Genomic DNA, 26108 nt, shown 5'->3' on the forward strand with positions numbered 1-26108 from the left:
TGCGTAGCAGTCGTAAATCCTGAACGCGCGGATTTCCTGAAACACCGCATCGTCTGATTTCACGACTGCTTCGCAGCCGAACGCAGGCTTCGCCAGCTGCTACAGGGGTTGTGCCAGCCGCGCAGCAGCCACTTACCAGGCCCCCAAGGCGCACATGAGAAACAATATCGTTTATCATTGTTTGAAGTTTTTGCAATGCGACAGTGAGGAACCCTGCGAATGATGTTTCGAAATACCCTGCGCCGCGGTCTGACCTTTACCCTCCTCGGCCTGGCACTCGCCACACCCCTCACCCAAGCCGCCGATCCGGTATCCCTGACACTCTATAACGGTCAACACAAGGAAGTCGGCGACGCCATCGCCAAGGCTTTCGAAGCCAAGACCGGCATCCACGTCAACGTGCGCAAAGGCAGCAGCAACCAGCTCGCCAGCCAGATCGTGGAAGAAGGCGATCGCTCCCCCGCCGACGTGATTTACACCGAAGAGTCGCCGCCGCTGAACAAACTGGGCGAGCAAGGCCTGCTGGCGAAGACCGACGACACCACGCTGGCGGTTTTGCCCAAGGAATATGTAGCAGGCAACGGCACCTGGATCGGCATCACAGCTCGGGTCCGGGTCGTTGCATTTAACCCCAAGCTGATTGACGAGAAGGACCTGCCCACGTCGGTGATGGAATTCTCCGATCCAAAATGGCAAGGCAAGGTCGGCTTCGTGCCTACCAGCGGCGCCTTTCAAGAACAGGCCGTCGCGATCATCAAAGTGCACGGCATGGATGCAGCGGAAGAATGGCTGACCGGCCTGCGTGCGTTCGGCAAAACCTACAGCAACAACATGGTCGCCCTTAAAGCTGTGGAAAATGGCGAAGTCGCCACCGTACTGGTGAACAACTATTACTGGTTCGCCTTGCAGCGCGAGAAAGGCCAGCTCGATTCGAAACTGCACTACTTCACCGGCGGCGACGTTGGCGGGCTGATCACCGTTTCCAGTGCAGCGGTGCTGAAATCCAGCAAACACCCACAAGAAGCCCAACAATTCCTCGCCTATATGGCCAGCGAAGAAGGTCAGCGCGTGATCACCCAGACCACCGCTGAATACCCGCTGCACAAAGGCATGGAGTCGGATCGTGGCCTCAAGCCGTTCAGCGAACTGCAAGCCCCAAATGTCACGCCGGCCGATCTTGGTAACGCCGAGCAAGCCCTGGACCTGGAACGCGACGTTGGCTTGAACTGATGAGCACACCGTTATCTACTCCCGCCTCGCGCGGGGGGTACGTGCCACGGCGCAAGCGGCCATCAATCTGGCTGCTGCTCCCGGTTCTGCTGCTGGTCGTGCTCAGCCTGTTGCCGCTGATGTACGTCGGGCTCAAGGCCTGGCAAGCCGGCTGGACCGAAGCGCTGCATCTGCTGTGGCGACCTTATGTGTTTGGACTGCTGCGTAATACGTTGGCGTTGATGGCTGGCGTGACACTGGCCTGCGGCGTGATCGGCTTGTCGCTGGCCTGGCTACTGGAACGCAGCAATCTGCCGGGACGTCGTTTGTGGGGCGTGATTCTGTGCCTGCCATTTGCAGTACCGGCGTTTGTCAGCAGTTTCACCTGGGTATCGCTCAGCGCTCACTTCGAAGGGCTGGGCGGGGCGATTCTGGTGATGACGCTGTCAAAGTACCCGCTGATCTTTTTGCCTGTGGCGGCGACGTTGCGCAATCTTGATCCCTCTCTTGAAGAATCTGCACGGACGCTTGGACAGAATCGTTGGGGCGTGTTTTTCAGAGTCACGCTGCCACTGCTCTGGCCATCATTGCTGGCGGGCTCACTGCTGATCGCGCTGCATATGTTGGTGGAGTTCGGTGCGCTGTCGATCATCGGCTTGCAAACCTTTACCACAGCGATTTATCAACAGTTCGAACTGGAATTCAGCAATGCCAACGCGGCGATGCTTTCAGCGGTGTTGCTGGCGCTGTGCCTGATATTGCTGTGGCTGGAACTGCGGGTTCGCGGCAAGGGCCGGCATGTTCGTACCGGCCAAGGCGCGGCGCGACAAGCGGAACAGGTTCAATTGGGGCCTTGGACCCGCGCCGGACAGCTTTACTGCCTGACCCTGGCGATCATCGGCAGCGGCATTCCGCTGGGGATGCTCGTGTATTGGTTGGCGGTCGGCTCTTCAGCCGCGTTCCCGGTGGCGGCGATTGGTGAAGCACTGTTGTCGTCACTTGCTCTTTCACTAGGAGGCGCGGCGCTCTGCCTGGTACTGGCCGTTCCGGTGGGATTGCTGGTGGTGCGCTACAAAGGCCGATTGGCGATCTGGGCCGAGCGCTTGCCGTATCTGCTGCATGCACTGCCGGGCCTGGTGATTGCGCTGACGCTGGTGTACTTCGCCCTGCACTATGTGCCGGCGCTGTACCAGACATCAGCATTGCTGCTGATCGCTTATGCGTTGTTGTTTCTGCCGCTGGCACAGGCGCCGATTCGAACGGCCCTGAACAAGGCTGCGCCGCAATTGGAAGAGGCCGCGCGCACGCTGGGGGCTACGTCGCTCACTGCGTTTTGCCGGATTACCTTGCCGATTATTTTCCCGGCGCTGGGCGCGGCGTTTGCGCTAGTGTTTCTGGATGCAATGAAGGAGCTGACGGCGACGCTGCTGTTGAGCCCGACCGGGCTCAATACCTTGGCGACCGAGGTTTGGGCGCATACCGCGAATGTGGAGTTTGCGGCGGCGGCGCCTTATGCGGCGCTGTTGATTTTGGTGTCGGGGGTACCGGTTTATTTGTTAACCACCCGGATGTATTTGAGCCGTTGAGACCGCCATCGCGGGCAAGCCCGCTCCCACAATGTCTTCTGTTTCACACAACATTTGTGTTCACAGAAGCACCTGTGGGAGCGGGCTTGCCCGCGATGCGTCAGCCCAGACAACCGATTAAGCCCTGAACTGCCCCAGACTAGCCTTCAACTGCGCCGCCAAGCCATCCAGCACCTTGCCGCTGGCCGTGGTTTCCACTACAGCCTGAGCCGCTTTCTCAGCCTGTGCATGAATGGTCTCAACCCGCCCCCGCACTGCGTGCGCACCTTGCGCCTGATGCGCCGCGGCCTGAGTCGCCAGACCAATCGCCGCATGCACCTGCTCGACCGATGCCTGCACCGACTGCTGCAACCGCGCACTGTCGCGCAATACCAGCAAACCTTCGCTGGCCTGGCGCCCCGCCTGACCAATCGCAGCCACCGCCTCACGCGCGCCTTGCTGCAAGGCAACGATGTGCGCCTGGATGTCGCCGGTCGAGCTCTGCGTCTTGCTTGCCAGAGCCCGCACTTCGTCCGCAACTACCGCAAACCCGCGACCAGTCTCGCCCGCACGCGCTGCTTCGATGGCGGCGTTGAGTGCCAGCAGATTGGTTTGCTCGGCGATCCCATGAATCACCGTCAACACCACTTCAATCTGCTCGCTCTGCTGCGCCAGCCGCTCGATGACTTTCGCACCGGTATCGACCTGGCCGGCCAACGCTTCGATCAGGCTGCCAACTTTCGCCGAGGTCCGGGTGTTTTCATCAGTGGCCGAACGAATGTCCACCACCTGTTGCAAAGCAGCTTGCATGGCGTGGCTTTCTGACTGGGCTTCATCAGCCATCCGCGACAGCGCGCGCAGGCTTTCGGCCACTTCATCACGCTGCATGCCCGCCGCCTTGTCAGCCCCGGCATTACGCAAAGTCATGGCGCCGATTTCCACGCCGGTGCGCTGGGCCACATCGCCCGCCTCGCGCACAATTGGCTGCAACTTATCCACAAAGCGATTGACTGCCGAGGCCATGTCGCCGATTTCGTCCTTGCTGTTGATCTGCACACGCTTGGTCAGGTCGCCCTCGCCCGCCGCCAGATCATCCATGGCACTGATCAACAACTTCAAGCGGGTGACTACTCGACGCCCCAGCACCACTGCCAGCAACAGCAACACACCGCAACCGACCAGCGCCAGGCCCATACCGATGCGCCAGCGCAAGGTCGCCGCCGCTTCCTGCACAGTGCTGGCGGTATTGGCTTTCATTTCAGAGGCCGTGGACTGCGCCGACTGCAAACGCGCACCCATGGCCGCTGCACTGTCTGCGGCCGCGCCCTTGAGACTGTCGCCGACCAGTTGATCACTGCTGGCAATCAGCGCCGAGAACCGCTTGTCCAGGGCCGCCAGATCGGTTTCCACCGAGGCGGTGGAGACACCCATCACGACCTTGCCGATTTCCACGCCATTAGGGTTGATCGAGGCTTCAAGGTAATAAACCGATGGGGCGTTCTTCGCCGCGTCCAGCACCTTGTCCAGCGCGCGCTCGCCTTGACCTTTTTCCAGCAAGGCCTTGTTGATCGGGTTTTCGCGATTCAGATAGCGCGTCAGGTGCTGCCCCGTTGCATCGTCGTAAACCACGAACAACACATTGGGATTACGCTGCGCCCGGCGGGCAAACTCAGACAGGGTGGGAACGTCGCTGTCCCACATGGCGCGGGGAGCGACCGAGGCAAGAAGCTGCGCCATATCATTGGCGGAATCCTTCAGGTCTTTTTCCAGCGTGGCTCGCAACTGTGCCTGCTCATCCTTCAATCGCGAGGATAAACCGGCGGTAAGGCGCTGACGCGTGCTGGTGGAGAGGCTGTCGAGGCTCGACGTGACCTCACGTCCCGCCTGCTCAAGCTCGCCAGAGAGTTTTTGACTGTCGGCGCCCAGGCGCACAGCCAGATCGGCTTCCAGCGCAGTTACTGTGCTCCGGGTCAGAGCAACAGCCACCAGCACCTGCACCAAAAGGGCGATACCCAGCGTAATGAACACAGGCCGCAATAAACGACTTTGTAACAATGAGAGAACGGCTGACACTTAAAATCCCTCTGCTTTAGCGCCATTAAATTGATGGCGCGCTGGAAGCGATGCTTTTAATCAAGATCACAGCAAAGGTCATGCCGTCCAACAGGCATAAACGACAAAGGCCCCGATTAAGGGGCCTTTGTTTTGTACATCAACGACTTATCAGGCGAACGGGTGACGCAGAACGATGGTTTCGTTACGGTCCGGGCCCGTCGAAATAATGTCGATCGGCGCGCCGATCAACTCTTCAACGCGCTTGATGTAGGCACGAGCGTTAGCTGGCAGCTCTTCCAGGGTTTTGGCACCCACGGTCGATTCGGTCCAGCCCGGCACTTCTTCGTACACAGGCTGAAGGCCTACGTAGCTGTCAGCGTCAGTCGGGGCAACGGCGTTGCCTTGCGCATCTTTGTAGCCGACGCAGATGTTGATGGTTTCCAGGCCGTCGAGTACGTCCAGCTTGGTCAGGCAGATGCCCGAGATGCTGTTCACATCGATAGCGCGACGCAGGATAACGGCGTCGAACCAGCCGCAACGACGGGCACGGCCGGTGGTAGCGCCGAACTCGTGACCTTGCTTGGCCAGGTGCGCACCCACTTCATCAAAGAGTTCAGTCGGGAATGGACCCGAACCTACGCGAGTGGTGTAAGCCTTGGTGATCCCCAGGATGTAGTCCAGGAACATCGGGCCAACGCCCGAACCGGTCGCCACGCCACCGGCGGTGGTGTTGGAGCTGGTCACGTACGGATAGGTACCGTGGTCGATATCGAGCAACGAACCCTGGGCGCCTTCGAACATGATGTCTTTGCCAGCGCGACGCAGGTCGTGCAGCTCGGCCGTCACGTCCAGCATCAACGGCTTGAGCAGCTCAGCGTATTCCTTGCACTCGGCCAGGGTTTTTTCGAACTCGATGGCAGGCTCTTTGTAGTAACCCACCAGCATGAAGTTGTGGTAATCCACCAGTTCACGCAGCTTGTCTTCGAAGCGCGGCATGTTGAGCAGGTCGCCAACGCGCAGGCCACGACGTGCAACCTTGTCTTCGTACGCCGGGCCGATGCCGCGACCGGTGGTACCGATCTTCAGCTCGCCACGAGCCTTTTCACGGGCCTGGTCCAGCGCCACGTGGAAGGACAGGATCAGCGGGCAGGACGGGCTGATACGCAGGCGCTCGCGCACCGGTACGCCTTTCTCTTCCAGCTTGGTGATCTCGCGTAGCAGGGCGTCGGGTGCAACCACCACGCCGTTACCGATCAGGCAGTGCACGCCTTCGCGCAATACGCCCGACGGGATCAGGTGCAAGACGGTTTTCTCGCCGTCGATCACCAGTGTGTGACCAGCGTTGTGGCCACCCTGGTAGCGCACTACGGCGGCAGCATGTTCGGTCAGCAGATCAACGATCTTGCCTTTGCCCTCATCACCCCATTGGGTGCCCAGGACTACGACATTCTTACCCATAACACTTGTCCTCATTCGCGCAAACTTGGTGCCGGCGGCGGCCGGCAGGAAAACTCAAGAAGCCAGCGGCAATACTTGCCAAAGCCCGTTCTGCTGAATCAATTGCCGGTCGCAGTCCGCTTCACGGGCGGCGGCCAATGGTTGCCCAGGCAATGCCTGAACGACACGCTGACCCTCACTGCGCAACTGGCAAACCTGCTGCCAGAGTGCCGCATCCGTACTGTCAGGCATCCAGATACCGCCAGACGGTAGCTCGATTTCAGCACGCCCCAGGGTCACCAGGGTTTTCAAATCGGTAGAGAAGCCGGTGGCCGGACGAGCGCGACCGAAGTCGGCGCCGATGTCGTCGTAACGACCGCCCTGGGCAATGGACTGGCCAACACCCGGCACGAACACCGCGAACACCACACCGGTGTGGTAGTGGTAACCGCGCAACTCGCCCAGGTCGAAATACAGCGGCAGTTCCGGGAAACGCACGGACAAACGCTCGGCAATCGCCAACAGGTCGTCCAGAGCAGCCAGAACAGGGGCCGGAGCATTCGCCAGACGCTCGCGGGCAGCGCTCAGCACTTCACGGCCGCCACACAGATCAACCAATGCGCGCAGCATGCCCGACAGATCGGCAGGCAGGCCTTCGGTCAAGGTAATGACCTCATCGATGGCCTTGCGTTGCAACGCATCGAACAATTGTTGCTCGACTTCGCCGGACAATCCGGCAGCGCGGGCCAGGCCACGGTAGATGCCGACATGACCGAGGTCCATGTGCACATCCGGCACATCGGCCAGTTGCAGCATAGCCAACATCAGGCTGATGACTTCCACATCGCTGCTCGGGCTGCCATCGCCATACAACTCGGCACCCAACTGGATCGGGCTGCGCGAGGACGACAACGCACGAGGCTGAGCGTGCAGCACGCTACCGGCATAGCACAGACGGCTCGGACCTTCGCGGCGCAAGGTGTGCGCATCGATGCGCGCCACTTGCGGCGTGATGTCGGCACGGAAACCCATCTGCCGACCCGATTGCGGGTCGATGACCTTGAAGGTACGCAAATCGAGGTCCGAACCCGCGCCGGTCAGCAAGGATTCCAGGTACTCGATATGGGGAGTCACGACAAACTCGTAACCCCAGCTCTGGAACAGATCCAACACCTGACGACGCGCCACTTCAATGCGCGCAGCTTCAGGTGGCAGTACTTCTTCGATGCCATCTGGCAGCAGCCAGCGGTCTACCGTTGCCATTACGCCATTCCCCTATGATCCGGGCGGCAAGCCCTCGGGCGAGCCTTGAGTGAAGCAGAAAATGATCGGCTCATGTGCAAACCACGCGCATGAACGACACGGCGAAAAGCCTCAAACCGGCTTCGCCAACCACTTTCCTCGAAAATCCTGTCGAGTCATTCAACTCGGTCTTCTGCCTGAAAACAGCAATCAAACGTGCAGACGCAAAAAAGCCGGGAATTTCCCGGCTGCCGCATCATACACACGTTTTCCCAAAGGATCACCCCGCCCGAGGCTTTAGCCGCCAGGCGGGGGAAGATTCAGGTCAACGCGGTATCAAGGCTTGGCTTTTTCCAGGTAACGGAAGAAGTCGCTGCTTGGGTCCAGGACCATGACGTCGGATTTGTTCGCGAAGCTTTCACGGTAGGCGCGCAGGCTACGGTAGAAAGCGTAGAACTCCTGGTCCTGGCCGTAAGCCTTGGAGTAGATCGCAGATGCCTGGGCATCACCGTCACCGCGAACCTCTTCAGATTCACGATAGGCCTCAGCCAGCAACACGCGGCGTTGACGATCGGCGTCGGCACGGATGCCTTCTGCCAGCTCGTTACCCTTGGCGCGGTGCTCGCGAGCTTCACGCTCACGCTCGGTGCTCATACGCTCGAACACGCTGCGGTTCACTTCTTTCGGCAGATCGATGGCCTTGACCCGAACATCGACGACTTCGATGCCCAGTTCTTTTTCCGCCATCTTGTTCAGCGAAGCGGTGATGTCAGCCATCAGCGCGTCACGCTCACCGGAAACCACTTCATGCAGCGTGCGCTTACCGAACTGGTCACGCAGGCCTGATTCCAGACGACGGGACAGACGCTCGTCGGCGATCTGCTTGAGGCCGGAAGTTGCGGTGTAGAAGCGCTCGGCATCTTTCACGCGCCACTTGGCGAAGGCATCCACCATGACGGCTTTCTTTTCCAGCGTCAGGAAGCGTTGTGTCGGTGCATCCAGCGTCATCAGGCGTGCGTCGAACTTACGCACCTGGTTAACGTAAGGCACTTTCACATGCAGGCCCGGCTGAACATCGGTCTGGACTACGCGACCGAACTGCAGCAACACCGCACGCTCGGTTTGAGCCACGATGTAGAAGCAGTTCCAGGCAGCGATCGCCACGACGACGACGACAATAAGGGCGATCAGCGATTTATTGCTCATCAGCGACTCTCCCTGGTACGTGCTTGCTGTTGTTGCAGATCAGCTGCTGCACGTGTATTCGCTTCATTGCTGCTGGCTGCCGCGCCCGACACTGGAGCGCTGCTGGTGTTGCGACCGCTTTCAACCATCTTGTCGAGCGGCAAGTACAGCAGATTGCTCTGGCCATTCTTGTTGCCGGTCACGAGTACCTTGCTGGTGTTGGTGAAGACTTCCTGCATGGTGTCCAGGTACAGACGCTCGCGAGTGACTTCAGGGGCCTTGCGATACTCGGCCACAAGCTTGGTGAAGCGATCGCCCTCACCCTTGGCGCGCGAGACGGTTTCGTCACGGTAACCATTGGCATCTTCGAGGATACGCTGGGCCTGACCACGAGCTTCCGGCACGACGCCGTTGGCATAGGTTTCAGCCTGGTTGCGCGAACGCTGCTCGTCTTCACGGGCACGGATCACGTCATCGAAAGCTTCCTGAACTTCACGCGGTGCCGCTGCGTTCTGAACGTTGACCTGGGTAACAGCGATACCGGTGCGATAAGTATCCATGAAGCGTTGCAGACGCTCCTTGATCTCGCTGGCCATCAACTCACGACCTTCAGTCAGCACCTGGTCCATGGCGGTAGAACCCACCACGTGACGCAAGGCACTGTCTGTCGCTTGCTGCAGGCTGATTTCCGGCTGATCAACATTCAGCACGAAATCCTGCAGGTTGCTGATCTTGTACTGCACGGTCAGTGGGACTTCGACGATATTTTCGTCTTCGGTCAGCATTTGCCCCTGCTTGGTGTACGAACGCTCACGCGTCACGTTTTCCATGTACTTTTTGTCGATCGGCGGGAAATAGATGTTCAGGCCAGGGCCAACGGTTTCGTAGTACTTGCCGAAGCGCAGCACTACGGCTTGCTCCTGCTCGTCGACGACGTAGACCGCGCTGTACAGCCAAACGGCCGCCAGCACGACAAGGCCGATGCCAAGAATGCCGCCGAAGCCGCCACTCTTGCCCGAACCACCGCCGTCATCACCGCGTTTCTTACCACCACCGAACAACCCGTTCAGGCTTTCCTGCAGCTTTCGGAAGGCCTCGTCGAGATCCGGTGGTCCCTTGCGGTCGCCGTTATTGCGGCGCTTGCCACCCCAAGGATCCTGATTATTCGAGTTGCCACCCGGCTCATTCCAAGCCATAGCGCTCTCCATCTGATAAAGCAAAGACGCACCCACGGCGCGCCGACCAATGCTACAGAATGCCTGTCACCACGGCACAACCGCTTTCTCAGGCTTTTATTGCAAAGTGTGTTGCTCGATGAAGTCATTCGGTTGCAAACCTTCGCGGCTCACCAATCGATTCAACTCGATCCGTGGCAAGCGAACGGCCAGCAGGCTGATGCCTTCTTCGTCGTGTTCTTCTTTCTGCACCGCACCGACTTCGAAAAACTGCGCACGCAGTCGAGCAAAACGTTGCGGCAAGCGCAAGGTACCGATAAACAAATCACTGCCGAGTAACTCGGCAATGGCTTGCTCAAGCAATTCCAGGCCCGTGCCATCACGCGCCGACAGCCAGACCCGCTGGGGTTTGCCGTTTTCGTCACGCTGGATTTGTGGCTCAACGCCTTCAAGCAAATCGAGTTTGTTATAGACCTCGAGGATCGGCAAGTCCTGGGCACCAATCTCGCCCAGCACCACCATCACCTGCTCGATCTGCAACATACGATCGGGTTCGGCCGCATCGATCACGTGTAACAAAAGGTCGGAGTTGCTCGACTCTTCGAGAGTAGACCGAAATGCCTCGACCAGCTTGTGGGGCAAGTGGCGAATGAAACCCACGGTGTCCGCCAGGACAATCGGCCCCAGATCGTCTAAATCCAGACGACGCAGGGTCGGGTCCAGCGTGGCAAACAATTGGTCAGCCGCGTACACGTCGGATTTCGTCACGTTATTGAAGAGCGTGGATTTACCGGCGTTGGTATACCCCACCAGCGACACGGTAGGAATATCCGCACGCATACGGCCACGTCGCGACTGCTCGCGCTGGCTGCGCACTTTCTCCAACCGCCCCTTGATCTGTCGCAGGCGAACCCGCAGCAAACGGCGGTCGGTTTCCAGTTGGGTTTCACCCGGACCACGCATGCCGATGCCGCCACCTTGGCGTTCAAGGTGGGTCCAGCCACGAACCAGCCGGGTGCTCATGTGGTCAAGCTGGGCCAGTTCTACCTGGAGCTTGCCTTCATGGGTACGGGCTCGTTGGGCGAAAATATCGAGAATCAGACCGGTGCGGTCGATCACGCGACACTCGAACACACGCTCGAGGTTACGTTCCTGGCTGGGCGTGAGGATGTGATTGAAAATCACCAGATCGGCCTCTTCGGCCTTGACCAGGTCGCGCAGCTCCTCGACCTTGCCGCTGCCAATCAGGAATTTGGCGGTTGGCCGATGACGCGGCACGTTAAAAAACGCAACGGTCTCGGCGCCGGCCGAATTAGCCAACTCCTGAAACTCCTGCGGATCTTCGCGCGCCTCAGGGTCCTGTCCATCCAAGTGAACGAGGATGACTCGCTCACCACCACCGTGGCGCTCAAAGAACAAAGGAGACTCCTATCAGGCGTTACCTGGCTCAGCGTCACCTGCTTCGGATTCGGTTGCGCTAGGCAGACGAATTGGACGAACCGGCACCACTGTAGAGATAGCGTGTTTGTAAACCATCTGGCTCACGGTGTTTTTCAGCAGGATAACGAACTGGTCGAAAGACTCGATCGTGCCTTGCAGTTTGATACCGTTGACCAGGTAGATGGACACCCCAACTTTCTCTTTACGTAAAGTATTCAAGTAAGGGTCTTGTAGCGAATGCCCTTTTGACATGTGCCGCACTCCTTTAAGGATTCAAAATAAAAAATAGGTAAACAGATGGCTTTAGCCGTCACACCCCCAAGGATAGACGGCAATTGAAAAGACTCATCTCAATATGGAGATGGTCCCCAAGTATTTCAAGGCGCGCGGCAGATTGTCGCAATCAAGGCTGTCCAGCCAGTGTAAATCAGCCCAACTGCGCAGCCAGGTGAACTGACGCTTTGCCAATTGGCGCGTGGCAATGATTCCACGCTCCTGCATCTCGGCTTGTGTCAGCTTGCCATCCAGGTAATCCCAGACTTGTCGGTAGCCTACTGCACGTATAGACGGCAACCCGGAATGCAGGTCACTTCTCTTGCGCAGGGCTACGACCTCGTCAATGAATCCCTGTTCCAACATATTCGTGAATCTTTGTTTAATTCGTTCGTGCAGTACCTGGCGATTTGCCGGAGCAATGGCCAAGTTCGCGACAGTATAGGGCAATTGTTGCAGTCCCGAAGCGGCTGCTTCAGTACTTTGCGCAGTTTGTCTCAGTCGCAGCTCGGTCATGCTCTGACCGCTGACGCGATAAACTTCCAGTGCTCGACTGAGTCGCTGCGGATCGTTCGGATGAATACGTGCAGCCGATACCGGATCAATGGCTGCCAATTGTTCGTGCAAGGCTTGCCAGCCAAGGCGTTCAGCCTCTTCTTCAATCTGTGCGCGAACCTCGGGATCAGCCGCCGGCATGTCCGCCAGGCCTTCGACCAAAGCCTTGTAATAGAGCATTGTGCCGCCCACCAGCAGCGGAATTTTTCCCCGCGCAGTGATCTCGGCCATCGCTTCAAGGGCATCACGGCGAAAATCAGCGGCCGAATAGCTCTGCACCGGGTCAAGAATGTCGATCAACCGGTGCGGGAATTCGCACAGAATTTCTTTCGACGGTTTGGCCGTGCCAATATCCATGCCCCGGTAGACCAGCGCCGAATCAACGCTGATCAGCTCGCAAGGCAGGACTTTGGTCAGTTCGATGGCCAGGTCGGTCTTGCCCGCAGCGGTCGGGCCCATCAGAAAAATCGCTGGAGGGAGCTGGCTCATCAACGACCGCGCAAGAAGAGTTTGTCCAGATCGTCCAGGCCCAATTGGGTCCAGGTCGGTCGGCCATGGTTGCATTGACCACTGCGCTCGGTGTTTTCCATGTCGCGCAGCAGGCCGTTCATTTCCGGGATTGCCAGGCGCCGATTCGCCCGCACCGCGCCGTGACAGGCCATCGTTCCGAGCAGTTCGTTCAAATGGGCCTGAATCCGGTCGCTGGAGCCATATTCCATCAGGTCCGCCAATACATCACTGACCAGTCGATTGGCTTCAGCTTGCTTGAGCAAGGCCGGGATCTGTCGAATGGCCAGGGTCTCAGGCCCCAGGCGCTGCAACTCAAAGCCGAGACGCTGGAACCACGCGACGTGCTCTTCGGCGCAATCGGCTTCGCGCTGACTGACGGCCAATGACTCTGGCACTAACAGCGGCTGACCGCTCAGGCCTTCGCTGGCCATGGCGATTTTCAGGCGTTCGTACATGATCCGCTCGTGGGCTGCATGCATGTCCACCAGCACCAGCCCCTGGGCGTTTTCCGACAGGATGTAGATGCCTTTGAGCTGCGCCAGTGCATAACCCAGTGGCGGAATGTCGTCCTGCCCGGCCGGCAGCGCGACCGCGCTGGCCTCGGGCAGCGCGACCGCGCTGGCCTCGGGCAGCGGCGCAAAAAACTCGCGATAGGCGGCCTGAGCCTCGGCGACCGGCACCCCGGACTGAGGCCGTGGCGTGTATTGATACTGATAGCCGGCGCCGGCGCCCGAGCCAGCCGGGGTATTAAACGACGGCTGCGCCTGGGGCTGCTCCAGCAACGCATTGGCTGCCAGGCGCATCTCGCCCTGCGGGCCGAATTCACCGGCGTCGAGGCCGGTCGGTCGAACGATGGCCGTCGCGACCGGTGCAGCCAGATGATCTTCCGGGCGCACATCGCCCAAGGCGCGGTGCAAGGTGCCGTAGAGGAAATCGTGAACCATGCGCCCGTCACGGAAGCGAACTTCGTGCTTGGTCGGGTGCACGTTGACGTCGACACCGGCCGGATCAACTTCAAAAAACAGTACGAATGTCGGATGCCGGCCATTGAACAGCACGTCGCGATAGGCCTGGCGCACCGCGTGAGCCACCAGTTTGTCGCGCACCGCGCGGCCATTCACAAAGAAGTACTGCAAGTCCGCCTGGCTGCGATTGAACGTCGGCAAACCGACCCAGCCCCACAAATGCAGGCCATTGCGCTCGATTTCGATCGGCAGCGCCTGTTCGAGGAAACCCGAACCGCAAATGGCCGCCACACGCCGGGCACGCGCCGCGTCGTCATGGGCTTCGTGCAGGCTGAGGATGGTCTTGCCGTTGTGTCGCAAATGGAACGCCACGTCGAAACGCGCCAGCGCCAGACGCTTGATCACTTCCTGCAGGTGATCGAATTCGGTTTTTTCGGTCTTGAGGAATTTACGCCGAGCCGGAGTGTTGAAGAACAGGTCGCGCACTTCCACCGAGGTACCCACTGGATGGGCGGCTGGCTGCACGCGGGGCGCCATGTCCCGGCCTTCGGTCTCGACCTGCCAGGCCTGATCGGCATCGCGGGTGCGGGACGTCAGGGTCAGGCGCGCCACGGAGCTGATCGACGCCAGAGCCTCACCACGGAACCCCAGGCTCATGACCTGCTCCAGGTCCTCAAGGTTACGAATTTTGCTGGTGGCGTGTCGGGCCAAGGCCAGCGGCAGGTCATCGGCAGAAATACCACTGCCGTCGTCGCGCACCCGCAGCAGCTTGACGCCACCCTGCTCGACATCGACATCGATGCGTTTGGCGCCAGAGTCGAGGCTGTTTTCCAGCAGCTCTTTAATCACCGAGGCCGGGCGTTCAACCACCTCGCCGGCGGCAATCTGGTTCGCCAGTCGCGGGCTGAGCAGCTCGATGCGAGCACTGTTGGTCACGACTTGATTCATTCTTTGGCCGCCAGTTCGGTGCCTGGAATGGTCAGATGCTGACCGATCTTCAGCTCATCGCTCGACAGGTTGTTGGCGCTGCGCAGCGTCGCTGGCGACACTTGGTAACGCACGGCAATCATCGCCAGGGTCTCACCCGGATTGACCCGATGATCACGAGGGCCTTGAGCGATTTTTCCGGAATCGCGCAGCCACGCAATGTAAGTGCCTGGCGGCGGATTCTGCTGGAAGAACTGACGCACGCCGCTGCTGATCGAACGCGCCAGCGCCTGCTGGTGATTCGATGCCGCAAGCTTTGAGGCTTCGTTAGCGTTGGAGATGAATCCGGTTTCGACCAGGATCGACGGGATGTCTGGCGATTTCAGCACCATAAACCCGGCCTGTTCCACACGCTGTTTATGCAACGGAGTGACGCGACCGATGTTGCTCAGCACTTTCTGGCCGACGTTCAGGCTGGACGTCAGCGACGCCGTCATCGACAGGTCAAGCAGCACGCCCGCGAGCATGCGGTCCTTGTCATCGAGGCTGACGTTGCCGGCGCCACCGATCAAGTCGGAGCGGTTTTCACTGTCTGCCAGCCAGCGGGCGGTTTCCGAAGTAGCACCGCGATCAGACAAGGCGAATACGGAAGCACCGAAGGCGGCAGCCGAAGGCGCGGCGTCGGCGTGGATCGAAACGAACAGGTCGGCGCCTTTCTTGCGGGCGATTTCGGTACGGCCGCGCAATGGAATGAAGTAGTCGCCGGTGCGGGTCAATTCGGCGCGGAAACCTTTCATGCCATTGACCTGACGCTGCAATTCACGGGCGATGGCCAATACCACGTCTTTTTCCCGCTGACCGCGAGAACCTGAGGCGCCCGGGTCTTCACCGCCGTGGCCGGCATCGATCACCACAATGATGTCGCGCTTGCCGGCCGGTGCAGGTGGAAGCTTGATCGCCGGCTCAACCGGCGTGACCGGCACTGCCGGCATCGTGGCGACCGAACGCGTCGGTACTGGCGACGGCGCCGGTGAGGCATCAGCGGCGCTATCAAACAGGTCAACCACCAGTCGGTTGCCGTACTGGGCATTCGGGGCCAGGGAGAAGCTTTTTGGGGTCACGGCCTTTTTCAGGTCGATAACCACCCGCAGGTCGGTCGGCGTGCGTTGAGCCGAGCGCATGGCGGTAATGGGGGTATTGGATGTGTTGACGTTCAGCGGCGCACCGAGTGTCGCACCATTGATGTCGATCACCAGCCGATCCGGAGCAGTCAGGGTGAAAACGCTGTGTTGCACAGGCCCGGTCAGGTCGAACACCAGCCGTGTGTTGTCCGGCGCCCGCCACAGGCGAACGCTATTGACCTTCGAGTCGGCCACAGCGTCGACGGTCACCGCCAAAAACAACAATCCTACGGCAGCTACCATTGCGCGAAAGCGCATACCTGACCCCATCATTTAATTGGTTTCCAATGCCAAAGCGGCACACCAGGCCTCGCCACGCGAGCCCTGGGATAAAATTTTCAGCGAACGCCCGCTGTCTTGCGGGCTAATGGTAATGGTCAGGTCGGGCTTTGGCAAAAAGCCTGCACCTTTATCCGGCCACTCGATCAGGCACAGCGCGTCGTCATCGAAGTAGTCGCGAATGCCGAGGTACTCCAGCTCTTCCGGATCGACCAAACGGTACAGGTCGAAATGGAAGGCACGGATCTCGCCGATCTCGTAAGGTTCGACCAGCGTGAACGTCGGGCTTTTTACTGCGCCGACATGCCCCAACCCCCGGATGATGCCCCGCGACAGCGTGGTTTTCCCCGCCCCCAGGTCCCCTTCCAGAAAAATCAGACCGTGCCCTTGGGTGGTTTTTGCGATATGTGCGCCAAAAGCGGTCATCGCCTCTTCATCAGCCAGGTACAGGGTTACTTCAGACACGGTGCTTGCTCCTCCAACAACTGACGAATGGCCGGGATCAGATCACTGGCCGCCAGCCCACGGCCATTTTTACCTTGTTGCTCACCTGCGTTGGCGTGTAGCCAGACCGCCAGACAAGCGGCGTCGAACGCCGGCATGCCTTGAGCCAGCAGAGCGCCCACCAACCCGGCCAGCACATCGCCTAGTCCGGCGGTGGCCATGGCCGGATGACCTTGATGACACAACGCCAGACGCCCATCGGGGCTGGCGATCAGGCTGCCGGCGCCTTTCAACACCACGACAGTCGTGTATTTTTTGCTCAATGCATGTGCCGCTGCCGGGCGGTCAGCCTGCACTTGGGCAGTGCTGATCCCGAGCAATCGCGCCGCTTCACCTGGATGCGGTGTGATCACGCAGTCCTTGGGCAAATTCACACGTTCTTCGGCCAGCATATTCAATGCATCGGCATCCCAGACTTGCGGCAACGGCGCATTGGCCGCGGCCGACAGCAAACTACGGCCCCAGGAAGCCTGCCCCAAGCCGGGACCGACCACCAGTACAGAAACCTTTTGCAGCAGTTCCATCAGCTGGTTGGCCGATGACGTGCCCAGCACCATGGCTTCAGGGATTCTAGCCAGCGCGGCGCCAACATGCTCACTGCGAGTGGCCACGGAGACCATGCCGGCCCCGCTGCGCAGAGCGCTTTGTGCACTCAGCAGGATCGCCCCCCCTAACCCGCGATCACCACCGATCAGCAGCACGTGGCCGAATTTGCCTTTGTGGGACGTCGGTGTTCGGGGGGCAAGGCGCGGCAAGTTACCGGTCGTCAGGCGACGAGCGCTAACCGACGCGGCCTCAACCAGTTGTGGATCGGCGTGTAAATCGTTGAAAACCAGATCACCGACGACGTCTGCGGCATCACCGGTGAACAGTCCCAGCTTCAACCCGATGAAGGTCACGGTAAGATCGGCTTGCACCGCCGCCCCGAGAACGCGCCCGGTATCGGCGCAAAGGCCCGAAGGGATATCCACCGCCGCCACCGGCAATCCGCAGGCGTTGATCGCCGCGATAGCGTCTGCGTAAGGCACCCTCACTTCACCCGTCAGACCGGTGCCCAGCAACGCGTCCAGCACGATGCCGCGCAGTTCAGCCTGCGCAGTCCAGGGCTCAATCAAGATGTTCTCGGAAACGGCCTCGGCATGGGCCAACGCTGCGTCACCCTGCAAACGCTGGGGATCACCGACCGCCAGTACCCGCACCGACCAACCCGCACGTTGGGCCAGCACCGCCACCAGATAACCATCGCCAGCGTTATTACCGTGACCGGCCAGCACACTTAATTCACTCGCCGACGGCCACTGCCGGACCAGCGCACGCCAGGTCACCCGGGCTGCGCGCTGCATCAACTCGAAGCCCGGTGTGCCGGCCGCAATAAGGCTCGCATCGAGCCCGCGGACCTGCGCAGCGCTATACAGCGCGTCGGGTAAATCATCTTTAGTGTGCGGCATGCGTCTTCGGGCTCCGATGTCTGGCAGAATTATACGCACCTCAGCTCCGGTTTCTCTCGCCTCATGCCCGCTATTCCTACAGACCTGTCCGCCCTCGCCCAATCCATCAAGGACTGGGGTCGCGAGCTGGGCTTTCAGCAAGTCGGCATCAGCGGCCTCGACCTGGCAGAGCATGAGCAGCATTTGGAGCGCTGGCTCGCCGCCGGCTACCACGGCGAAATGGAGTATATGGGCGCCCACGGCAGCAAACGTTCGCACCCGGAAGAACTCGTGCCCGGCACACTTCGGGTCGTTTCCCTGCGCATGGACTACCTGCCCGGAGACACTCAAATGGCGCAATTGCTGGCTCAGCCGGAAAAAGCCTACGTGTCGCGTTATGCCCTGGGCCGTGATTACCACAAGTTGATCCGCAAACGTGTGCAGCAACTGGCCGATAAAATTCAGGCCGAGATCGGTCCGTTTGGTTTCCGTGCATTCGTCGACAGCGCTCCAGTGCTGGAAAAAGCCATCGCCGAACAGGCCGGTCTCGGCTGGATCGGCAAAAACACCCTGGTCTTGAATCGCAAGGCCGGCAGCTACTTCTTCCTCAGCGAGTTGTTTGTCGATCTGCCGCTACCGGTCGATCCACCTCACACCACCGAACATTGCGGTCGCTGCACGGCGTGCCTCGACATTTGCCCGACCAACGCCTTCGTCGGCCCGTATGTACTGGATGCCCGGCGCTGCATTTCCTACCTGACCATCGAACTGAAAAGCGCGATTCCGGAAGATTTGCGCCCCCTGATCGGCAATCGGGTGTTTGGTTGCGATGACTGCCAGATCGTCTGCCCATGGAACCGCTTCGCCCGCCCCACTGGAGAAAGCGATTTCAAGCCACGACACAATCTGGACAACGCGGAGCTGGCAGAGCTGTTCATGTGGGATGAGGAGAAGTTTCTCAGCAGCACCGAAGGTTCGCCGTTACGGCGAGCGGGTTATGAGCGTTGGTTGCGAAACCTGGCGGTGGGCCTGGGGAACGCGCCATCAAGCATTCCGGTGCTGGAAGCGCTAAAGGCTCGGCGCGACTATCCGTCAGAACTGGTGCGTGAGCATGTCGAGTGGGCCCTGAAACAACACGGACTCCTGTAGCAGCTGCCGAAGGCTGCGTTCGAGGCCGCAGGACTCGCGGCGGATCTGATCACTTACGACTGCTTCGCAGCCGAACGCAGCCTTCGGCAGCTGCTACAGGGACCGTGTGAAATCAGGCTTCGTCGTTATAAACGAATTTCGGCATTTCCCAGTGAAAACGGATCGCCAGCAACCGCAGCAGGAAACCACCAAACAGCGTGATCAAAATCGCCTGTTCACCGGGTAATTGCAGGTAGATGCAGAGCATGTAGCACCACGCCGCGGCGAACGAGACGCTGGCATAGAGTTCGCGACGGAAGATCAGTGGGATGTCGTTGCAGAAGATGTCGCGCAGGATGCCGCCGAATACGCCGGTGATCACGCCACTGACCGACGCAACCAGCATGCCGTGGCCCATTTCCAGCGCGGTCATGCAGCCGATCAGGGTGAACGCCACCAGGCCCACGGCGTCGAGCACCAGAAATAGTGAGCGCAGGTGGCGCATCCAGCGTGCAGCGAAGACGGTAAACATCGCCGCGATCGAGGTCAGCACCAGGTATTCCGGGTGCTTGACCCAAGTCAGCGGGTAGTGGCCGAGCAGCACGTCGCGCACCGAACCGCCGCCCAACGCCGTGATGCAGGCGATCAACACCACCCCAAACCAGTCCATGCCGCGCCGGCCGGCAGAGAGCGCACCGGTCATGGCTTCGGCGGTGATTGCGATCAGGTAGAGCATCAGCAACATGGCGAGGCGGTCCTTGCAGAAAGGCGCGCAGTCTACTCACTTCATCGACGCCCCAAAAGAGGGCACCTGAGAATCAATTCAATCACCGAAGGTGTCTGAGCAGACACCGCCCATTCAGAACTTGATGAAGTGCTTGCGATAGTGCTGCAACTCGGCGATGGATTCGCGAATGTCATCCAGCGCCAGGTGGGTGCTGCCCTTTTTGAAGCTGTCGCGCACGTCCGGTGCCCAGCGAGCGGCCAGCTCTTTCAGGGTCGAGACGTCGAGGTTGCGGTAGTGGAAGAAGCTTTCCAGGGATTTCATGTGCGTATAAAGGAAGCGACGGTCCTGGCAGATGCTGTTGCCACAGATCGGCGACTTGCCCTTCGGCACCCACAGCTCCAGGAAAGCAATGGTCTCGGCTTCGGCTTCGGCCATGCTGATGCGGCTGTCACGAACGCGCTGGGTCAGGCCCGAACCGCCGTGTTGACGGGTGTTCCATTCGTCCATGCCGGCAAGGATTTCGTCGCTGTGGTGGATGGCGATCACCGGACCTTCGGCCAAGGTGTTCAAATCACTGTCGGTGACGATGGTGGCCATCTCGATGATGACGTCGGTATCAGGGTTCAGACCGGTCATTTCCAGGTCGATCCAGATCAGATTCTGCGGGTTTTGCATGTGTCGGCTCCTAGGCAATGCTGCGCAGTTTAGCCTAGGCAACCGGCGGGGCGTGCTAAACTCGCGGCCGTTTTACCTAATCGCTGCATTCTTGATACGGAACACCCATGGCCAAACGCCAACTCAATCGTCGTCAAAACTGGCGCATCGAAAAGATTCAGGGCGAACGCGCTGCCCGCGCCGCCAAACGCGAGTCCTCGGCTGTCGAGGCACTTGAGGGTGGCGACCTGGGTCCGGAACAGACGGGTCTGGTGATCGCGCACTTCGGTGTACAGGTCGAAGTCGAGGCCCTCGATGGCGAGCTGGCTGGCCAGGTGTTCCGCTGTCACTTGCGCGCCAACCTGCCAGCGCTGGTGACCGGTGATCAAGTGGTCTGGCGTGCCGGCAACCAGGGCATCGGCGTAATCGTGGCGCAACTGCCACGTAAAACCGAACTCTGCCGTCCGGACAGCCGTGGCCAGCTCAAGCCGGTAGCGGCCAACGTCGACATGATCGTCATCGTGTTTGCCCCGCTGCCCGAGCCACACGCCAACCTGATCGACCGTTATCTGGTTGCCGCCGAGCACGCAGGTATCCGGCCACTGCTGCTGCTCAACAAATTCGACCTGATCGACGAGCAGAACGCCCCGGCCCTGAATGCCTTGCTGGCGGTTTACCGCACACTCGGATACCCGGTGCTGGAAGTGTCGGCGCATCACGGCAATGGCATGGAGCAACTTCAAAAACAATTGGACGGTCGCATCAGCGTATTCGTCGGCCAGTCCGGTGTCGGCAAGTCGTCGCTAGTCAACAGCCTGCTGCCGGAAGTCGAAGCCCGTGTCGGCCCGTTGTCCGAACTGTCCGGCCAGGGCACTCACACCACGACCACCGCGCGGCTGTTCCACTTCCCCGGTGGCGGTGAGTTGATCGACTCCCCGGGTATTCGTGAATTCGGTCTGGGCCACGTCAGCCGTGCCGACGTTGAAGCCGGTTTCATCGAGTTCAACGACCTGATCGGCACCTGCCGCTTCCGTGACTGCAAACACGACCGTGAACCGGGTTGCGCCCTGCTCAAGGCCCTCGAAGAAGGCCGCGTGCAGCAGCAACGGATGAACAGCTACCGCTCGATCATTGCCAGCTTGCCTGAGACCAGCTACTAAGCAGCAGCCTCCAGACACAAAAAAGCCGCGATCATCTCGCGGCTTTTTTGTGGGTCACGGCTTCGGCGGCTCCGCCGGTTTCGGTGCCGGGTTTTCGAAGATGTTCAATCGCTCGCGAAGCTCATGGGCCGGCAGCGGTTCTTTATCCGCCGGCAATGCGTTCGGATCGGCTGGCTTGGCCGGCACTTCGCCCGTACCGCTATGCGCTGGTGCTGGCGCAGGTTCCGCACCCTGTGAACCTTCGATGGCGCGCTGGGCTTTCTTGGTCAGCACCACAATGTCGATCCGGCGATTGACCGGATTGAACGGGTTCTCCCGGTCGAACAGCGCCGACGAGGCATAACCGACCACCCGCGCCACCTGTTGATCCGGATAACTGCCGGCGATCAGCGCACGGCGGGCGGCATTGGCACGGTTGGCCGAGAGTTCCCAGTTGCCGAAATCACCGGTGCCCGAGTACGGCTTGGCATCGGTATGGCCGCTGATGCTGATCTTGTTCGGCACCGCTTTGATGGTGTCGGCCATGGCCAGCAGAATGTCTTCGAAATACGGTTTGAGTCGCGCACTGCCGGAGTCGAACATAGGGCGGTTTTCCGCGTCCATGATCTGGATGCGCAAACCGTCCTGGGTGATCTCGAACAGGATCTGGTCCTTGAATTTCTGCAGTTGCGGGTTTTCATCGACCTTGTTCTGCAACTCTTGCAGCAACAATTCCAGGCGTTCCTTCTCAACCAGCTCGGCCATGCCTTCGACTTGTTCGGTGTCGATGGTGACGCGGTCTGGCTGGGGCTCAGACTTAACTTCAGGGTTAAGGGTTTTCTCTGGCGCCAGAGTCGGAGAACCGCCCAGATCGATGATGTACGGCGTGCCACTTTCGGTAAAGCCGACCGGATCCTTGAAGTAACCGGCGATGGCGATTTTCTGTTCCGGTGTTGCAGTGGACAGCAGCCACAGCACCAGGAAAAACGCCATCATCGCCGTCGCGAAGTCCGCGAAAGCGATTTTCCAGGAGCCCCCGTGATGCCCGCCCGCGTATTTTTTTACGCGCTTGATGATTATCGGCTGGTTATTTTCCATGACTTAGCGACCGCGAACCGCTTGTTCCAGCTCAGCGAAGCTAGGACGGTGCGCCGGGTACAGCACTTTGCGTCCGAACTCTACGGCCAGCGATGGCGGCATGCCGGAGGCCGAGGCAACCAGCGACGCCTTGATGGCTTCGTAAACGTTCAGCTCTTCCTTGGCGTCGTGGGCCAGTGCATGGGCCAGCGGGCCGAAGAAACCGTAGGCGGCGAGAATACCGAAGAAGGTACCGACCAGTGCCGCACCGACGTGCACGCCGATCATTTTCTGATCGCTTTCACCCAGGGACGCCATGGTCACCACGATACCCAGTACCGCCGCGACGATACCGAAACCCGGCATGGCGTCAGCGATGCCGTTCACCGCGTGAGAGGGGTGATCCAGGTCTTCCTTGAGGCTGGTCAGCTCCATGTCGAACAGGCCTTCGAGCTCATGGGGCGCCATGTTGCCGGATGACATGATGCGCAGGTAATCGCAGATGTACGCGGTCATGCGGTCATCTTTGAGCACCGCCGGGTACTTGGCGAAGATCGGACTCGCCGCGGCATCTTCGATGTCGCCTTCGATGGCCATCATGCCTTCGCGGCGGCTTTTGTTGAGAATCTCGTAAATCAGCCCCAGCACTTCAAGGTAGAAGGTGTGGTTGAAACGCGAGCTGAACATCCCGAAGGCTTTCTTCAGCGTGAGTTTGACCATATGGCCTGGGTTGGCCTGCAGGAATGCGCCCAGGGCCGCACCACCGATAATCATCACCTCGAAAGGCTGAATAAGGGCGGCAATCTTGCCGTGTGAGAGCACGTATCCGCCAAGCACGCTTGCGAATACGACGATGATGCCGAGAATTTTAGCCATAGGTAGGAGAGCACTTACTGAGTCGGGTTCAAGGTCATATTCGGAAGTTGAAAAATCTCTTCTTCTCCTTATCGGCAAAACTGCGCCAGACTATAGGCCGTTCAAGCGAAAAGCTAATTTAGCCTACTCCGGGCATAGGTAATGCAGACGATGATTGCGTCCAACCATGGCTAACCCAACGAACATTGCGACTCAAAAACCGACCACACTTGAAGGCTGGGTCAAGCTTCTCGATGGCGTGCGCCTGCCAGTTCCGCAAGATGCCCATGACCGTGTCAGCAAGGCCATCGCCGATAACCGCAGTTCGCTTCGGGATATCGCAGAGCTCATGCAAGACAGCCCTGCCCTGGCCTTGAGCATCATTCGTGAAGCCAACCGTCACACCCACGGCAGCATGACCGAGCCCGCGGAAAACCTTGAAGTGGCGATCAATCGCCTCGGTTTGAAACGCACCGAAGAACTGCTCGCCCGCCTGCCCGCAGAGCCCCTGTCACAGATCCCGGTTGCCTTGCGCCAGTTGCAGTTGATCAGCCAGCACGCGACGCAACAGGCCAATGGTTTTTTTGCCAGTCGCCTCGCGCGGCTGTGGCAGGACATTCACTGGGGCAGCCTGCTGTTTCTCTCGCCGCTATGGCCCATGGCGCTGACCCATCCGCAATTGCTTGAAGAGTGGGAGCTGCGGGTCTTCCATAAGGGCGAATCGGCACGCAATGTCGAAAAGCAGTTGTTCGGCGTGCGCCTGCTGGACATATGCCAGACCCTGGTGAGCCTCTGGCGCCTGCCGATTTGGGTGGAACAGGGATATCGCCTGCTGCTGACCGAGCAGCGCGAACTGGTCAAGGTCTTGCGCATTGCCCGCGACAGCGATCATCCCTTGCGCCAGCAAAACCGCCTCGATGACGATCCGACCCTGCGTCGCTGGCTCAATCAGCCGGCCAATACCGTGCTGTTGGCCAACGGCCTGGCGCTGTCGGCGCAACAGGCGTGGGACAGTCCTCACAGCGCGCGCTGGCAATACCTGACCAGTCTTTACCTGCAAATCCCCATGGCCGACGTGCAGCAGCAATTGCACCAACAGGCCGCCAACAGCGCCCGGCTACATACCATGCCGGACCTGTGGCACCCGGCCGTATCGCTGCTCTGGCCGCCGGGCATGAACCGTATCCACGCCGGGCTGCTACCGGCACCGGCGCCGACCACCGAAGACCTGGCGAAGTGGCGCAGCCAGTGCGCCGAGTTACTGCTGGAGCCAAGCCCCTTCACCAACGCCATGCACTTGACCACCTCCGCCCGGGACGCCTTGGTCGCGTGCGGCATGCGCCGGGTGATGATCTTGATGGCTGACCGCACACACGCCAATCTGCGGGTACATCAGGTTGCCGGATTGCCAAAAGAAACGGCCGGGTTGAATTTCGTGGTGAACCAAAGCAACGTCCTGCAACGATTGCTCTCGCAACAGGCTCAGGTGCGCCTGACACCGGCCAACACCGCCCAATTCTCAGCCTTGTTGCCTGCCAGCCTGCGCGCACAGTTCCGTGGCGAACACCTGTTGCTGCGCTCGCTGATCAATAATGGTCGGGTGATCATGGTGGTGGTGGCAGATCAGGGTGGCGGACCGCTCTCGGAAATCACCGTGCAAGCCTTCGGCAAAACCGCGCAGTGCATCGAGAAAGCCCTACACACCTTTAGCCACCGCGGCCAATGACGCTGCGTTACAATCCTCCCTTTTGTGCTCTGGAGACCTCACATGTCTGACTTCTCTGGCTTGCCGCTGGTGATCGAGCCGAGCGACTTGCTCCCTCGTCTTGAGTCCCGCGACCTGATTCTGGTGGACCTGACCAGCAGTGCCCGTTATGCCGAAGGGCACCTTCCCGGCGCGCGTTTTGTCGATCCGAAACGCACGCAACTCGGGCAGGCGCCAGCGCCGGGGCTGATGCCACCGAAAGCGGCGCTCGAAGCGTTGTTCGGAGAGCTGGGCCACCATCGCGATGCAGTGTATGTGGTGTATGACGATGAAGGCGGCGGCTGGGCCGGGCGTTTTATCTGGCTGCTGGACGTTATCGGTCACAAAAAGTACCACTACGTTGATGGCGGCCTGCCGGCCTGGCTGGCAGAAGGCATGCCCATGTCGATCCAGATTCCGGCACCCGTTGGCGGCCCGGTGGCATTGACCCTGCACGACGAACCCACCGCCACCCGCGAGTACCTGCAAAGCCGTTTAGGTGCCGCCGACCTGGCGATCTGGGACGCGCGCGGGCCGCTGGAGTACTCCGGCGAGAAAGTGCTGGCGGCCAAGGCCGGGCACATTCCCGGTGCCGTCAATTTCGAATGGACCGCGGGCATGGATAAGGCGCGCAACTTGCGCATCCGCACGGACATGCCGCAGATCCTCGAACAGCTCGGCATCAGTAAAGACAAAGAAGTGATTACCCACTGCCAGACTCATCACCGTTCTGGCTTCACCTATCTGGTGGCCAAATCCCTCGGTTATCCGCGGGTCAAAGGCTATGCCGGTTCCTGGGGCGAATGGGGCAACCACCCCGACACCCCCGTAGAGATTTAAGGTTTTAAGGACAGT

General features: G+C 59.9%; 22 protein-coding genes. 6 read left to right on the forward strand and 16 right to left on the reverse strand.

Going from position 1 to position 26108, the window contains the following annotated elements; genetic code table 11:
* Nucleotides 1–219: 219 nt before the first annotated feature.
* Both PMI22_RS16100 and PMI22_RS16095 read left to right on the forward strand, forming a co-directional pair.
* Nucleotides 220–1230 (forward strand): iron ABC transporter substrate-binding protein, encoded by a 1011-nt coding sequence (locus tag PMI22_RS16100; RefSeq protein WP_007945587.1) that lies wholly within the window; start codon nt 220–222, stop codon nt 1228–1230.
* Nucleotides 1230–2795, forward strand: coding sequence for an ABC transporter permease (locus PMI22_RS16095; RefSeq protein WP_007945588.1), 1566 nt, complete (start codon nt 1230–1232; stop codon nt 2793–2795). Before PMI22_RS16100 ends, PMI22_RS16095 begins: the two co-directional genes overlap by 1 nt.
* A gap of 117 nt (nt 2796–2912) precedes the next feature.
* On the opposite strand, the gene PMI22_RS16090 is transcribed toward PMI22_RS16095, so the two are convergent.
* From PMI22_RS16090 to PMI22_RS16035, 12 genes are all read right to left on the reverse strand, one after another.
* The gene (locus PMI22_RS16090; RefSeq protein ID WP_007945589.1) at nt 2913–4847 is read right to left on the reverse strand and encodes a methyl-accepting chemotaxis protein; all 1935 of its coding nucleotides are present in this window, start codon (nt 4845–4847) and stop codon (nt 2913–2915) included.
* A gap of 150 nt (nt 4848–4997) precedes the next feature.
* Nucleotides 4998–6287 (reverse strand): adenylosuccinate synthase, encoded by a 1290-nt coding sequence (locus PMI22_RS16085; RefSeq protein ID WP_007945590.1) that lies wholly within the window; start codon nt 6285–6287, stop codon nt 4998–5000.
* A gap of 54 nt (nt 6288–6341) precedes the next feature.
* Nucleotides 6342–7529 (reverse strand): ATP phosphoribosyltransferase regulatory subunit, encoded by a 1188-nt coding sequence (locus PMI22_RS16080; RefSeq protein WP_007945592.1) that lies wholly within the window; start codon nt 7527–7529, stop codon nt 6342–6344.
* Between the two features lie 315 nt (nt 7530–7844).
* Nucleotides 7845–8714, reverse strand: coding sequence for a protease modulator HflC (gene hflC, locus PMI22_RS16075; protein ID WP_007945593.1), 870 nt, complete (start codon nt 8712–8714; stop codon nt 7845–7847).
* On the reverse strand, nt 8714–9889 hold the full coding sequence (gene hflK, locus PMI22_RS16070) for an FtsH protease activity modulator HflK (protein ID WP_007945594.1): 1176 nt from the start codon (nt 9887–9889) through the stop codon (nt 8714–8716). Before hflK ends, hflC begins: the two co-directional genes overlap by 1 nt.
* Before the next feature lie 96 nt (nt 9890–9985).
* Nucleotides 9986–11287 (reverse strand): ribosome rescue GTPase HflX, encoded by a 1302-nt coding sequence (gene hflX / locus PMI22_RS16065; RefSeq protein ID WP_007945595.1) that lies wholly within the window; start codon nt 11285–11287, stop codon nt 9986–9988.
* Nucleotides 11288–11299: 12 nt separating this feature from the next.
* Nucleotides 11300–11560: an RNA chaperone Hfq gene (hfq, locus tag PMI22_RS16060; RefSeq protein ID WP_007902656.1), complete on the reverse strand. Its 261-nt coding sequence runs from the start codon at nt 11558–11560 to the stop codon at nt 11300–11302.
* A gap of 93 nt (nt 11561–11653) precedes the next feature.
* On the reverse strand, nt 11654–12625 hold the full coding sequence (gene miaA / locus PMI22_RS16055; protein WP_007945596.1) for a tRNA (adenosine(37)-N6)-dimethylallyltransferase MiaA: 972 nt from the start codon (nt 12623–12625) through the stop codon (nt 11654–11656).
* Nucleotides 12625–14559 carry a DNA mismatch repair endonuclease MutL gene (mutL, locus tag PMI22_RS16050; protein WP_007945597.1) on the reverse strand — a complete coding sequence of 645 codons (1935 nt, stop codon included), beginning with the start codon at nt 14557–14559 and terminating at the stop codon, nt 12625–12627. The genes miaA and mutL overlap by 1 nt, the downstream gene beginning before the upstream one ends.
* A complete protein-coding gene (locus tag PMI22_RS16045) occupies nt 14556–15992 on the reverse strand; it encodes an N-acetylmuramoyl-L-alanine amidase (protein WP_007945599.1) in 1437 nt (478 codons plus the stop codon). Before PMI22_RS16045 ends, mutL begins: the two co-directional genes overlap by 4 nt.
* Nucleotides 15993–16463: a tRNA (adenosine(37)-N6)-threonylcarbamoyltransferase complex ATPase subunit type 1 TsaE gene (tsaE, locus tag PMI22_RS16040; RefSeq protein ID WP_007945600.1), complete on the reverse strand. Its 471-nt coding sequence runs from the start codon at nt 16461–16463 to the stop codon at nt 15993–15995.
* Nucleotides 16451–17950: a bifunctional ADP-dependent NAD(P)H-hydrate dehydratase/NAD(P)H-hydrate epimerase gene (locus PMI22_RS16035; protein ID WP_007945601.1), complete on the reverse strand. Its 1500-nt coding sequence runs from the start codon at nt 17948–17950 to the stop codon at nt 16451–16453. The genes tsaE and PMI22_RS16035 overlap by 13 nt, the downstream gene beginning before the upstream one ends.
* A 63-nt stretch (nt 17951–18013) precedes the next feature.
* On the opposite strand from PMI22_RS16035, the gene queG reads away from it, so the two are divergent.
* Nucleotides 18014–19078 carry a tRNA epoxyqueuosine(34) reductase QueG gene (gene queG / locus PMI22_RS16030; protein ID WP_007945603.1) on the forward strand — a complete coding sequence of 355 codons (1065 nt, stop codon included), beginning with the start codon at nt 18014–18016 and terminating at the stop codon, nt 19076–19078.
* Between the two features lie 112 nt (nt 19079–19190).
* On the opposite strand, the gene PMI22_RS16025 is transcribed toward queG, so the two are convergent.
* Both PMI22_RS16025 and orn read right to left on the reverse strand, forming a co-directional pair.
* Nucleotides 19191–19802, reverse strand: a complete 612-nt coding sequence (locus tag PMI22_RS16025; protein ID WP_007945604.1) for a trimeric intracellular cation channel family protein — start codon at nt 19800–19802, stop codon at nt 19191–19193.
* A 114-nt stretch (nt 19803–19916) separates the two neighbouring features.
* Nucleotides 19917–20459 carry an oligoribonuclease gene (orn, locus tag PMI22_RS16020; protein WP_007945605.1) on the reverse strand — a complete coding sequence of 181 codons (543 nt, stop codon included), beginning with the start codon at nt 20457–20459 and terminating at the stop codon, nt 19917–19919.
* 107 nt (nt 20460–20566) lie between these two features.
* On the opposite strand from orn, the gene rsgA reads away from it, so the two are divergent.
* The gene (gene rsgA / locus PMI22_RS16015) at nt 20567–21598 is read left to right on the forward strand and encodes a small ribosomal subunit biogenesis GTPase RsgA (RefSeq protein WP_007945607.1); all 1032 of its coding nucleotides are present in this window, start codon (nt 20567–20569) and stop codon (nt 21596–21598) included.
* Between the two features lie 54 nt (nt 21599–21652).
* Here the strand turns inward: rsgA and motB are convergent, their stop codons facing one another.
* Both motB and motA read right to left on the reverse strand, forming a co-directional pair.
* Complete coding sequence (motB, locus tag PMI22_RS16010) at nt 21653–22675, reverse strand: flagellar motor protein MotB (protein WP_007945608.1); 1023 nt, start codon at nt 22673–22675, stop codon at nt 21653–21655.
* A gap of 3 nt (nt 22676–22678) precedes the next feature.
* A complete protein-coding gene (gene motA, locus PMI22_RS16005) occupies nt 22679–23530 on the reverse strand; it encodes a flagellar motor stator protein MotA (protein ID WP_007945609.1) in 852 nt (283 codons plus the stop codon).
* A 166-nt stretch (nt 23531–23696) separates the two neighbouring features.
* Between motA and PMI22_RS16000 the strand changes: the two genes are divergently transcribed.
* Nucleotides 23697–25235, forward strand: coding sequence for an HDOD domain-containing protein (locus PMI22_RS16000; RefSeq protein ID WP_007945610.1), 1539 nt, complete (start codon nt 23697–23699; stop codon nt 25233–25235).
* A 42-nt stretch (nt 25236–25277) separates the two neighbouring features.
* A complete protein-coding gene (locus PMI22_RS15995) occupies nt 25278–26093 on the forward strand; it encodes a rhodanese-like domain-containing protein (protein WP_007945611.1) in 816 nt (271 codons plus the stop codon).
* Nucleotides 26094–26108 lie beyond the last annotated feature (15 nt).

It is taken from the genome of Pseudomonas sp. GM21 (genome assembly GCF_000282215.1).
In the GTDB taxonomy this organism is placed as follows: domain Bacteria; phylum Pseudomonadota; class Gammaproteobacteria; order Pseudomonadales; family Pseudomonadaceae; genus Aquipseudomonas.